General features: G+C 60.3%; 11 protein-coding genes. 7 read left to right on the forward strand and 4 right to left on the reverse strand.

Annotation, left to right across the window (positions count from 1 at the left end):
• Nucleotides 1–71: 71 nt before the first annotated feature.
• Nucleotides 72–785, reverse strand: coding sequence for a FadR/GntR family transcriptional regulator (locus ACQZ6F_RS03455; protein WP_068393616.1), 714 nt, complete (start codon nucleotides 783–785; stop codon nucleotides 72–74).
• Nucleotides 786–997: 212 nt separating this feature from the next.
• Here ACQZ6F_RS03455 and ACQZ6F_RS03460 point away from each other — a divergent pair, with 212 nt between their 5' ends.
• The 5 genes from ACQZ6F_RS03460 to ACQZ6F_RS03480 all read left to right on the forward strand — a co-directional run bounded on the left by ACQZ6F_RS03460 (nucleotide 998) and on the right by ACQZ6F_RS03480 (nucleotide 8,142).
• Nucleotides 998–2,941: an ABC transporter substrate-binding protein gene (locus ACQZ6F_RS03460; protein ID WP_449092661.1), complete on the forward strand. Its 1,944-nt coding sequence runs from the start codon at nucleotides 998–1,000 to the stop codon at nucleotides 2,939–2,941.
• Nucleotides 2,942–3,027: 86 nt separating this feature from the next.
• On the forward strand, nucleotides 3,028–4,014 hold the full coding sequence (locus ACQZ6F_RS03465; protein WP_449092662.1) for an ABC transporter permease: 987 nt from the start codon (nucleotides 3,028–3,030) through the stop codon (nucleotides 4,012–4,014).
• Between the two features lie 8 nt (nucleotides 4,015–4,022).
• Nucleotides 4,023–5,144: an ABC transporter permease gene (locus ACQZ6F_RS03470; protein WP_449092663.1), complete on the forward strand. Its 1,122-nt coding sequence runs from the start codon at nucleotides 4,023–4,025 to the stop codon at nucleotides 5,142–5,144.
• A gap of 7 nt (nucleotides 5,145–5,151) precedes the next feature.
• Nucleotides 5,152–6,873 carry an ABC transporter ATP-binding protein gene (locus tag ACQZ6F_RS03475; RefSeq protein WP_449092664.1) on the forward strand — a complete coding sequence of 574 codons (1,722 nt, stop codon included), beginning with the start codon at nucleotides 5,152–5,154 and terminating at the stop codon, nucleotides 6,871–6,873.
• Nucleotides 6,874–6,954: 81 nt separating this feature from the next.
• Entirely contained in the window at nucleotides 6,955–8,142 is a 1,188-nt protein-coding gene (locus tag ACQZ6F_RS03480; protein ID WP_449092665.1) for a galactarate dehydratase, read from the forward strand.
• Between the two features lie 79 nt (nucleotides 8,143–8,221).
• Here ACQZ6F_RS03480 and ACQZ6F_RS03485 read toward each other — a convergent pair whose 3' ends face one another.
• The 3 genes from ACQZ6F_RS03485 to ACQZ6F_RS03495 form a co-directional block, all read right to left on the reverse strand.
• A complete protein-coding gene (locus tag ACQZ6F_RS03485; RefSeq protein ID WP_449092666.1) occupies nucleotides 8,222–9,532 on the reverse strand; it encodes an MFS transporter in 1,311 nt (436 codons plus the stop codon).
• 317 nt (nucleotides 9,533–9,849) lie between these two features.
• Nucleotides 9,850–10,056, reverse strand: a complete 207-nt coding sequence (locus tag ACQZ6F_RS03490; RefSeq protein ID WP_068393625.1) for a KTSC domain-containing protein — start codon at nucleotides 10,054–10,056, stop codon at nucleotides 9,850–9,852.
• 122 nt (nucleotides 10,057–10,178) lie between these two features.
• Nucleotides 10,179–10,607 carry a VOC family protein gene (locus ACQZ6F_RS03495; RefSeq protein ID WP_449092667.1) on the reverse strand — a complete coding sequence of 143 codons (429 nt, stop codon included), beginning with the start codon at nucleotides 10,605–10,607 and terminating at the stop codon, nucleotides 10,179–10,181.
• 69 nt (nucleotides 10,608–10,676) lie between these two features.
• Between ACQZ6F_RS03495 and ACQZ6F_RS03500 the strand changes: the two genes are divergently transcribed.
• Both ACQZ6F_RS03500 and ACQZ6F_RS03505 read left to right on the forward strand, forming a co-directional pair.
• Nucleotides 10,677–11,258, forward strand: a complete 582-nt coding sequence (locus ACQZ6F_RS03500; protein ID WP_449092668.1) for a TetR/AcrR family transcriptional regulator — start codon at nucleotides 10,677–10,679, stop codon at nucleotides 11,256–11,258.
• A 168-nt stretch (nucleotides 11,259–11,426) separates the two neighbouring features.
• Nucleotides 11,427–12,413, forward strand: coding sequence for a BMP family protein (locus tag ACQZ6F_RS03505; protein ID WP_449092669.1), 987 nt, complete (start codon nucleotides 11,427–11,429; stop codon nucleotides 12,411–12,413).
• Nucleotides 12,414–12,417: the final 4 nt, after the last annotated feature.

The raw sequence follows: 12,417 nt of genomic DNA on the forward strand, positions 1-12,417 counted from the left end.
TCTTACCTCTTCATCGATCTTCACAGGCATAGCGGCCAAACTTGAAAGCCGCCGTGTTGCCTTTGCCGACATCAAACGCCCTGGAACATGCGGGCGCGTGCATTCAAAATGTGCCTCTTCATGGCATCATGAGCCTCGGTCTCCTGCCGGGCAAAAATCGCCTCAACGATGACCGCATGCTCGTCCTGGACGCTGCGGATCTGTTCCGGCGTGCGCTTGAGACTAAGGCTCCGGGTTACCGAATGCCCGATGGCGAAATGCGGTTTGAACCATTCGCGGACGGTGATGTGGAACTGATTACCGGTCGCGATCGCGATGGCATCGTGCAGCTCCTGGTCTTCCTCGGCGCCGAGCCGACCCTCACCAAGACATTGTTCGAGGTTTTGAAGCGCCGCCGTGATGCGCTCTCTATCCGCCGGCTGCCAGTTGCGCGCGGCAAGCTCGGCTGCCTCGGCTTCAAGCCCTGCACGGAATTCGAAGAAACGCTGGACATCGGCGAGCGACCCAACAGGCACCATATTGAGCACCGATGAATCCGGCCGCTGCCGGACATAGGAACCGGACCCCTTGCGGGAGACGATCAGGCCATCGGTGCGCAACCGTTCAAGCGCATCACGCACCACGGGTCGCGAGGCGCCGAACATTTCCGCAAGCCTGGCTTCCGATGGCAGGCGCTCGTTCACCGGAAACTTTCCATCAGCGATCATGGCAACGATCCTCTCATAGATGATGTCGCCAAAGCGGGTCGGCCCCGTGCCGGAATCGTTGGCGACCGAGAGTTTCATGGTGGTCCTTCTTGATGCTGCCGAATGGCAAGCAATAGCACACGCCTACGGCTAGATAGGGCTACCTAATTTGTAAAAATCTGTCAACTCTTGTAATTATTTGAGAACGTAAATATGCTCGTCCCGCTGCACCAGGAGGGTGCGTGCGACGGGTTGGGAGCTTGTCGCGCCGAGGCGGAGAAAGCCGTTGGGCGTTCAAAGGGAGGGATTCGATGCGCGATAAGATAGTGTCTCGCGGCATGAGCCGGCGTGCAGTGCTCGGTGGCATGGCGGGAATGGCAGCCTTGTCTCTGGCCGGCCGTGTCAGTGCCGCCGACGGCGGCGAGGCTCCGGCGCTGGCCCAACTCGTCAAGGATGGCAAACTGCCGCCGCTTGCCGATCGCCTGCCGAAGAAGCCCATGGTCGTAACCCCTTACGAAAAGGTCGGCACCTATGGCGGCACGCTGCGGCGTGGCCTCAGGGGCTCGTCCGACCATAACGGTATCCTGCGCATGGTAGGCAACCAGAGCCTCGTGCGCTGGAACCTCGACTTCACCCAGGTCCTGCCCAATCTGGCCGAGCGCTGGGACGTCAACGCCGACGCCTCGCAGTTCACCTTCTACCTGATCCAGGGTGCACGCTGGTCGGACGGGCACCCGTTTACCGCCGACGATGTCGTGTTCGCCATCGAGGATTGCGTCAAGAACACCGATCTCTATAGCGCGACACCAGCCCAACTCGCCGTCGCCGGCAACGCGGTCGATGTCACGAAGATCGACGATTACACGGTGAAGTTCGCCTTCGCGGCACCGAACGCGCTCTATCTGGAAAACCTTGCCACCCCGCTTGGCCAGCATCCGACACTGTTTCCCAAGCACTATTGCAGCCAGTTCCTGCCGAAATATAATCCCAACGTCGCCGACGACGCCAAGAAGGCCGGCTCCAACAGCTGGCCGGAGCTTTTCCGCGCGCGCTGCGGCGATATCGAGATTCCCTCGCGCTGGGGCAACCCCGATAAGCCGACGCTCGACCCCTGGGTCGTCAAGGAGCCCTATACTGGTGGCGCTACCCGCGTCGTCATGACCCGTAATCCTTACTTCTGGCAGGTCGATACATCAGGCAACCAGCTTCCCTATGTCGACGAGATCAATTTCGGCATCTCGCAGGACGTGGAATCGCTGATGCTGAATGTCATTTCCGGCAAGATCGATATCCAGGAACGCCACATCAGCGTGCTGGCGAACAAGCCGACACTCTCGCAGAACATGAAGAAGGGCGACTATCGCCTTTTGACGCTCATTCCTTCCAGCTCGCAGCAATGCCAGATTTACTTCAACATCACCCACAAAGATCCCGCGATGCGCAAGATGTTTGCCGACAAATCGGTGAGGCAGGCGCTTTCGCTCGGGATCAACCGGCAGGAAATCATCGATATCGTCTATTTCGGCCAGAGCGAAGGCTATCAGGCGGGGCCGCGGCCGGAGCATCCCTGGTACAATGAAAAATACGCCCGCCAATTCACGAATTACGATCCGGACAAGGCCGGCGCGATGCTCGATCAAGCCGGTTACGGGAAGAAGGATGCGAGCGGCTTTCGCCTGAGGCCGGACGGCCAGAAAATGTTCTTCACCGTCGACGTCATTCCGACTCTCTATCCCGATCTGGTCGATGCTCTCGAGCTGGTAAAGGCGCATTGGGCGCAGATCGGCGTCGACATGAAAGTCAACACGGTCGAGCGTGCCCTTTATTACACCCGCGGCGACGACAATGCGCATGATGCCCAGGTATGGCCGGGACCTGGTGGCCTCGACCCGATGCTTGATCCCCGCGATTTCTTCGCCTTCCATCCGCAGGGCTCACGCTACGCAATCCCGTGGTCCGTTTGGTACACTTCGAACGGCAAACAGGGCGAAGAGCCGCCGGAAAGCCAGAAGAAGCGCATGAAGCTCTTCGACGAGGCGCGCTCGACAGCCGATCTTGAAAAGCGCGGCGCCGTCATGAAGCAGATCTTCGACATCGCAGCTGAGGAATTTGAAACCGTCGGGCTTTGCCTTGCGGTCGGCGGCTTCGGCATCATCCGCAATAATCTGCGCAATGTCCCGGAAAAGCAGCCGGATAGCTGGTCCTGGCCCAATCCGGGACCTGCCATGCCGCAGCAATTCTTCTTCACCAGCTGATTGGATTGATCAAGCGCCGCCTTCCATGGGCGGCGCCTTCCTTCATGCGGAGCTGCCCGGGGCAGCGCTCAACGCGAGACATAGCCATGCTGGTCTTCATCGGTAAACGCCTGTTGTGGATGATCCCATCCCTGTTCGCCATCAGCTTCCTCGCCTTCGTGCTGATCCAGCTGCCACCCGGCGATTATGTGACGACCTACATCGCCACCCTCGCATCTTCGAACGAGGTCGTCGACCAGAACACGGCAGCGCAGCTGCGAGAGCGCTTCGGCCTCGATCAGCCGATGCTCATTCAGTATCTGAAATGGATGTGGGGCATTCTTTCGCGCGGCGATTTCGGCATCTCGTTCGAATGGCAGCAACCGGTCTCCGGCCTCATCTGGGAGCGCATGGCGCTGACGCTGATACTGGCACTCGCCGCCCTGATCGCCACCTGGGCAATTGCGCTGCCGATCGGCGTCTATTCCGCCGTCAAGAAATACTCGATCGGCGACTATCTCTTTACCACCTTCACCTTCCTCGGCCTTGCCATACCGTCGTTCCTGCTGGCGCTGGTGCTGATGTATGTCGCAGCCGTGGAATTCGGCCAGGATGTCGGCGGCCTGTTTTCCTCCGAGTTCGAGACCGCGCCCTGGAGCATCGCCAAGATGATCGACCTGCTGTCGCATCTATGGCTGCCCGTCATCATCCTCGCCGTTTCGTCGACGGCAAGCCTCATCCGCGTCATGCGCGCCAACATGCTCGATGAGCTGCCCAAACCCTATGTGACGACAGCGCGGGCAAAGGGCCTCTCGGAATTCAGGCTGCTGGTGAAATATCCCCTGCGCATCGCGCTTAATCCGTTCATCTCGACCATTGCCTGGCTGCTGCCCAATCTCATTTCCGGCTCCGTGGTCGTCGCCATCGTGCTCAACCTGCCGACCGCGGCACCCCTGCTGCTGCAGGCCCTGATGGCGCAGGACATGTATCTCGCGGGCGCATTCGTGCTGCTGATTTGCGCACTGACTCTTGTGGGGTCGCTCATCAGCGACATCCTGCTTGCCCTCGTCGATCCCCGCATCCGGTTGGAGTAGAAGCACCCATGGCCGACATCGCCGTCACGAACCTGCGTCCCGACCGCGCCGCTGTGGCATCGCAATGGCAGCTGATCTGGTGGGCATTTCGCCGCCACAAGCTGGCCATGGTCGCTCTCGTCGTCACCGTCATGATGTATATCGTCGCCCTCGTTCCCGGGTTCTTCGCGATCAACGATCCCACCCTGCAGAATGCGCGGGCAACCTTCCATCCGCCGCAGAGACTGCATTTCATCGATACGGATAATGGCTTCTCGATCGGTCTCCATTACTACCCCCTGAAGCTCACCCGCGATCCGGAAACGCTGGCGGCGATCTTCAAGGAGGACACGACGAAGCGGGTCTCCGTCAGCCTGTTCGGGCGCGGCTACGAATATTCGGTGCTCGGTCTGTTTACGAGCAACATCCACCTGCTCGTCTCCTCCGACAAATCGACGCCGCTCCTGCTGTTCGGAGCCGACCGGCTGGGCCGAGACGTCTTCAGCCGCACCATTCAGGGCGCTCAGATCTCGCTGTCGATCGGGCTTGTCGGCGTCTTCTTCTCCTTGCTGCTCGGCATCGTTCTCGGGGGGATCTCCGGCTATTACGGCGGGAAACTCGATTTCTTCATCCAACGCTTGATCGACTTCGTGCTGTCGCTGCCGACGATCCCGATCTGGCTCGCTATGGCCGCCGCCCTGCCGCAAGGCTGGCCGGCGGCACTGCAATATATGATGATCACCATCATCCTGTCGCTCACGGGCTGGGCACAGCTTGCTCGTGTGGTGCGCGGTCGCTTCCTGTCGCTGCGCACGGAGGAATTCGTGGCCGCCGCGAGACTGGACGGCGCGAGTGAGGGACGCATCATCTTCCGCCACATGCTGCCGAGTTTCGCCAGCCATATCATCGCCTCCATCACGCTTGCCGTGCCGGCGATGATCCTCGCCGAAACATCCCTCTCCTTTCTCGGGCTTGGCCTGCAGCCGCCGACCGTCTCCTGGGGCGTGCTGCTACGCGAAGCGCAGAACATCCGCTCGATTGCCACCGCGCCGTGGCTGTTCCTGCCGGGTGTGGCCGTCGTCGTTGCCGTCATGGCACTGAACCTTCTTGGCGACGGCCTGCGCGATGCAGCCGATCCCTACAACAAATGAGGTGGGCATGACCGATATCGTTTCCATGGCCACCACCCGTCCGCTGCTGCAGGTCAAGAACTTGACGGTCGACTTTCCCTTGCGAACCGGCACCTTTCGCGCGGTCGACAATCTCTCCTTCGCCATCGAGCCGGGCAAAACGCTCTGCGTCGTCGGCGAGAGCGGTTCGGGCAAGTCGGTGACCGCGCGCTCCATCCTGCAGATCGTCGATGCGCCCGGGCGCATCAGTGGCGGCTCGATCATTCTGAACGCCGCCGATGGCAGCTCCATCGATCTCGTCAAACTCAATCCGCGCGGCCGCCAAATCAGGGCGATCCGCGGGCGCGACATCGCCATGATTTTCCAGGAACCGATGGCATCGCTGTCACCGGTTCATACGGTCGGCGACCAGATCATGGAAGCGCTTCGGCTGCATACGAAAATGAGCAAGGCGGAGGCGCGCGTCGAGGCGATCTCGCTGCTGAAGCATGTGGAAATCCCCTCCCCAGAAAAAGCCGTCGACCGCTACGCCTTCCAATATTCGGGCGGCATGCGCCAGCGCGCCATGATCGCTATGGCGCTTGCCTGCAAGCCACAGCTACTGATCGCCGACGAGCCGACAACGGCGCTCGACGTGACGACACAGGCCGAGATCCTCGACCTGATCGGCCGCTTGCAGAAGGCCTATGGCATGGCCGTACTGTTCATCACCCATGACATGGGCGTCGTCGCCCAGATCGCCGACGACGTGCTCGTCATGCACAACGGCCTCGTCAAAGAATATGGCCCGGTCGAACAGATCTTCCATGCACCGAAGGACGACTATACGCGCATGCTGATCGGCTCGGTGTTGAAGCTTGAGCAGAAGGCCGAGATACGGCTGGCGCGGCCGCCGCTCGACCGGGCGGTCGCTCCCATTCTCGAACTGCGCAACGTGTCGATGGCCTTCGGCGAGGTCCGCGCCTTGAACGAGGTCTCCATATCGCTACTGCCGCGCGAAACGCTTGGCATTGTCGGCGAGAGCGGCTCCGGCAAGACGACGATGGGCCGCTCGATCATGCGCCTCATCGATCCGAGCGCTGGCGAGATCCTCTATCGCCGAACCGATGGCGACGTGATCGATCTGGCAAGTGCCAAGGGGTCGACGCTTGCCGCAGCGCGGCGCGAATTGCGCATGGTCTTTCAGGACCCGTTCGGCTCGCTCAATCCGCGCATGACAGTCTCGCAGATCATCGGCGAGCCGCTGCTCGTCAATGGCATCGCCAAAGGCCGGGCGCTCGACGAGCGGGTCTGCCACCTGATGGAACAGGTCGGTCTCGACCCGAAGACGCGCGAGCGTTATCCGCATGCCTTTTCCGGCGGGCAGCGCCAGCGTATCGGTATCGCCCGCGCGATCACGCTCAACCCTCGCATCATCGTCGCCGACGAAGCGACCTCGGCGCTTGATGTCTCCGTCCGCTCGCAAGTGCTCGACCTTTTGATGCGACTGCAGGACGAACTCGGCCTCGCTTACATCTTCATCAGCCACGATATCGGCGTCATCCGCTACATGTGCGACCGCGTCGGCGTCATGTACAAAGGACGGCTGGTCGAAGTTGGCGATGCCGAAAAGGTCTGCAACGCCCCTGAACACGCCTATACCCAGGCATTGATATCGGCCATCCCGCGCCCCGATCCGCGCGACCGCGATCGCTCGCGACGCTTCCGCTATGTCGAGCCCGAGGTGCTGAAGAACGGGAGCGCGGCGTGATGACGACCCTCTCGGCAAAGATTTCCAAACCTGCGGCGCGTCCCACGCTGCATCCATAAGCATCGATAGAAGGAAATAGAGATGAAAATCGACCGCATGCGGGTATTCATGACCCGCGACAAGGACCGCCCGCGCGTCATCGTCGCGCTCGACACCGATGATGGACTGACAGGCTGGGGCGAATGCTACAATCACGGCCCCGACAAGGCGCTGCCGCCACTGCTCGACTATCTCTACGGCTTCATCGCCGGCCAAGACCCAAGCCGCATCGACTATCTCGTCAATCTGCTGATCCAGCAGAGCCGGTTCCCGCCGGGCGCGCTCGGATTGGCCGCAATCTCCGCGCTGGATCATTGCCTTTGGGATGTCTCCGCCAAAGCGCTCAATGTACCGGTCTACAAGCTGCTCGGTGGCGCCGTGCGCGATCGCGTCAAGGTCTATGCCGGCGTCTATACGGCACCGGACGCGCCGGCCGCGCGTGACGAATTCGACCGCCTGAATGCCGAATGGGGCTTTACCGCCTTCAAGCTCAGCCCCTGGCGCATCGACATGCACGCCCATCGCTGGGGCAATGTCGTGAAAGCTTCGGCGGACTACTTCCGCTCGCTGCGCGAAACCGTGCGCGACGACTATGAAATCGCCTTCGACGCCCACGCCAAGATCTTCGAACCGGTCGCCGCGCGCCAGCTTGGCAATGCGCTCGCGCCCTACGATCCGCTCTTCTATGAGGAGCCGCTGCGCCCGGAGAATATCGAGATGTGGGGCGAGCTGAAACAGGGGCTCAACTGCGTGCTGGCGACGGGCGAGTCGCTCTATAATCGCAACGAATTCCTGCGCCTGTTGCAGGTGAAAGGCGCGGATCTCATCCAGCCCGACATCTGCGTCGTCGGCGGCATCAGCGAGATGCGCCGCATCGCAACCCTTGCCGAAGCGCATTTCGTCGGCGTTGCCCCGCATAATCCGATGGGTCCGCTGGCAACCGCCGTCAATGTTCATTTCTCGGCCGCCGCGCAGAACTTCAAGATACTCGAATACCGGCTGCCGAAGGGCCAGGCCTATGTCTACGGCGGCAACGATATCGAACAGCGCCAGGGCGAAACCCGCTATGTCGTCGATCCCTATCTGCCGAAGGACGGCTATCTGGAACTCAGGCCCGACCGGCCCGGCTGGGGCGTCGAGATGGACGAGAAGGCGATGGAGGAAGAGGGCTATATCCATTGGCAGCGCCGCGTGCCGAAGCGCCCCGATGGCTCCTATGCCTTTGCCTGAACCTAGCCAAGCAATGAGATGGGGCGGCCGTCAGGCCGCCCCTCTGATTCATAGGGCAAGCACGCCAGCTTGGTGGGGATCACTTCACGCGGGCCGCATTCGGACCCCCGATATCCTCCCGCTTCGGCGCGCTTGGCACCATGCGTCCGATCACGAGAACCAGGAGAGCTGCAGCCAAGAGGCAGGCCGCGAGGAAGAACATCGGTGCAATCGTGCTTCCGGTGGAGTCCTTGATCCAGGGAACGACGTTCTGGGCGACGAAGCCGCCGAGGTTGCCGACCGAATTGATAGCCGCAAGGCCTGCCGCAGCTCCGGCCCCCTGCAGGAAGCGCGACGGCAGGCTCCAGAAGACCGGCTGACCGGCAAAAATACCGGCTGCCGCAATGCAGAGGAAGGTGAACTGTAAAGTATGGTCGGGGATCACGGCCGACAGCACCAGGCACACGGCGCCAACCAGGGCGGGAATGACGATGAACGGCGTCTTCGAGGTTGCCTTGTCCGCCGCTGTCGGCACGGCATAAAGCGCAACGGCAACGAGAAGCCAGGGAATGATATTCAGGAAGCCGTTGGTCGTGTTGCTGACGCCGAAATTCTTGACGATGGTCGGCAGCCAGTAGCTAAGCCCATAGGCGGCCAGCGGGAAGCCGACATAGCAAAGAGCCATCAGCAGCACGCGCGGATTGATCAGCGCTCGAAAACCGTCGGAGGCATTTTGCTCCATGCCCGAATTTTCCGCCGCCAGCCGATCCTTGAGCCAGGACTTCTCGCTATCGCTGAGGAAAGACGCCTTCGATGGCAGGTCGGGGAGATAAAACAGCGTGATGATGCCGGCAATGACGGCAGGCACGCCTGTGACGAGGAAGACCCATTGCCATCCGGCCATGCCATAGAGGCCGTTGAGATCCAGCAGCACGCCGCCAAGGGGCGCACCGATCGCATTGGCAAATGCGCTGAAGATCATGAAGAGGCCGACCATCGTGCCGCGATAGGCCGAAGGATACCAGAGAGTGAGCAGATAGAGCACGCCGGGAAAGAAGCCCGCCTCGCAGGCGCCGAGCAGGAAGCGTAGAATGTAGAACGTGGTCGCGTTCTGCGTATAGGCGAGCACGATCGTGACGATCCCCCATGACACCAGGATGCGGGCGAACCACTTGCTGGCACCGAACCTGTCGAGCAGCAGGTTGCTCGGCACTTCGAAGATGAAATAGCCGATGAAGAACAGCGAGGCTCCGAGACCATAGGCATATTCGCTCATGCCGAGATCGCCGACCATCTCCAGCTTTGCGTAACTGACATTCTGGCGATCGATATAGGCGATCAGATAAAGGATCCCCAGAAATGGCATGAGCCTCCAGGTGATCTTGGAGATAAGCTGCTTCTCATCCACCACGTTACGTCCTCCCCGTAAGTCGATATTGACGACTATAGATAGCGCAACTCAGCGTTTATCAATGAAGATCTGGACGGAAACGTCGCGGCACATCCGGTTTCACCTCGAACGTAGGTGTAAATACAGAACTGCGGATTTGCGCTGACGGTGCCGTCGGCGACGGCGACCGCATCAAGGCTAGCATCTAGGGCATCAAAGAGGAACGACGGCGCTATGGCGCGACCACGTCCTGGCAGCACGATCCAAGGTGGCTCGTGGCTTCGGCGCACCCCAAAAGCGCAGTTGGGAGCGAAGCGGCGCCCCGCTTCAGTCGTCCCTCAGGCGACGCGTTCGAACTGCGTACGGATGTGCTCAATATAATGCTGACCCGGCGAGGATGACTTTACCATCGCAAGCGCGGCCTTCTGCGGAACGCCAGTAAATTGGCGTTCCTCGCCGTTCTTGAAGCGAATGTAAAGCCGCCCATCATCGGGGCGGAAGAAGACGGATTTAATGATTTTCGACGAAACCTGGAGCTCTTGCATGGGTCACCTACCTTTGCTCCAGTTTGTGGCACGAAAACCGAAAATATTGAGTGAAATGACCTAGTTAACGAAAGATAGAATTGCTCCGGTGAATTTTATCTTTCGTCGATCAGCCACCGCAATCAGCCTTTCGGCAGGGCATCATCGGCGTATAGCGCTGCAAACTCGGCGCTTGGCGGTATCGGCTTTATAACGTCGATCAAGACGCCGTTCGGATCGGCAGTAATGAAATGACGCTGACCGAAAGCTTCGTCGCGGATGGCAAGCAGGATCGGCAGGCCGGCTTGCCTTATGCGCTCGTAAACGGTGTCCACGTCTTCCACTTCGAAATTGAGCAGAAGCCCCGCCACCCGACCACGGCCTTCGGCGGGGATCGTCTCGTGCCGTCCATCCAGAATGGCGAGGTTGATCCCGCTATCCTGCGCCAACTGCAGATGCACGTACCAATCGCTCGCGAAGTTTTCCTGAAAATCGAAATGCGCGATGTAGAAGGCTGCGGTCTCCTCGACACGCTCCGTCATGATGACGGGATAATAGCTGGTCACCTTCATGCTTCACTTCCTCCTTAAAATAACATACAGTCTGCCTGTATTTCTTCAAATAACATACAGGCTGCATGCATGCAAGACTATCGCTCCAATCGAGAAAGAACCGAAAAGACCAAGGCTGCCCTCATCGCCGCCGCGCGCGCATTGTTCGTGGAAAAAGGCTATGCGGAGACATCGACGCCGGAGATTGTCACGGCGGCCGGCATCACCCGCGGCGCGCTCTACCACCATTTCGAAGACAAGCGCGCGCTATTCCGTGCTGTCGTGCAAGATGAAGCGCTTGCGGTGACGCGCGCTATCGAACATGCGACACCGGAGCGCCTTGCACCGCTTGACGCGCTGATTGCCGGCAGCAACGCCTATATCGACGCGATGCGGGTCACGGGGCGCACCCGGCTTCTCCTCATCGAGGGCCCCACAGTGCTCGGTTTCAAGGACATGAAGGAACTGGACGAGGAAACGACGACCCTCTCGCTGAAACAGGGGCTTGAGGCAGCGCTTGATCCGGACCTCAGCTCGAGCGCAGCCGTTGACGCATTGGCAGACATTCTTTCGGCCGCCTTTGATAGGGCTGCGCTCGCGATCGATGCCGGGGGAGATGCCGAGCGCTACCGCACGGCGATCGCATATCTGATCAAGCGCATTGCGGGTTGAGAGCCGAAGCCTTCCATCGAAAAAGGCTGAATAGACTGTTTGAAAGCAGCAAAATTCTACAGATTTTCGCCGCCGACGCATAATAATTAAGCACGCCGATTGCTTGACACTTTTTTAGCCCTCTCCTATGATTTTTACCAAATGATCAAAAAAATAGGGGACTAAAAAATGACCAATGAAATCATGCTGTCACGCCGTGCCGTCATCGCTTCGGGTATCGCGCTTGGAGTGAGCGCGCTTGCGCCCGCCGCCCGTGCCGCCGCCCCTCTCAAAGTGGCGGGGATCCACGCTTCGCCGGTCGAAAATGCCTGGAACTCCTGTCTTCACAAGGCGCTCCAGGACGCGGCAAAAGAAGGCGTCATCGAATACGTCTTCTCCGAGGGCGTCTCGGGCACGGATTATCCCCGCGCCATGCGCGAATATGCCGAGCAGGGCAACAAGCTGATCATTGGCGAAGCCTATGCCGTCGAGAAGGAAGCGCGGCAGGTCGCTGCGGACTATCCGGACACGGCTTTCGTTCTCGGGTCGAGCGGTGAGGCAGCCGGCAGCAACTTCGGCGTCTTCGGCACCTGGAACTATGACGGCGCCTATCTCGCCGGCATGCTGGCCGGCAAGATGACCAAATCCAACGTCGTCGGCTCTGTCGGCGCAATCCCGATCCCTGAAGTCAACATGTTGATCAACGCCTTTGGCGCAGGCGCCAAGGCCGTCAATCCCGACTGCAAGCATCTGGTCTCCTTCATCGGCACCTTCTTCGACCCGCCCAAGGCGCGCGAAGCGGGCCTTGCTCAGATCGATGCCGGCGCTGACGTCCTTTTCGGCGAGCGCATCGGCACGGCAGACGCCGCCAAGGAGCGTCACATCAAGTCCGTGGGATCGCTCATCGACTATACGCCACGCTATCCGGATACGGTCTTCGCCAACGCCATGTGGTACTTCCGTCCCATCCTCAACGCGGCGATCGCCGATGTCGCCGCCGGCAAGCCGGTCGGCCGCAGCTACACGGCCTATGGGTTGATGAAGGAAGGCGGCAGCGACATCGTCTACATCAAGGGCGTTGCCTCGCCGGAAGCGGAGGCCGCGATGGAGAAGGTTCGCGCCGATATCAAGGCCGGCACTTTCGAAGTGCCGAAAGTCATGGACCAGCCGAAGTAATTCG

Source organism: Rhizobium sp. A22-96, assembly GCF_053521805.1.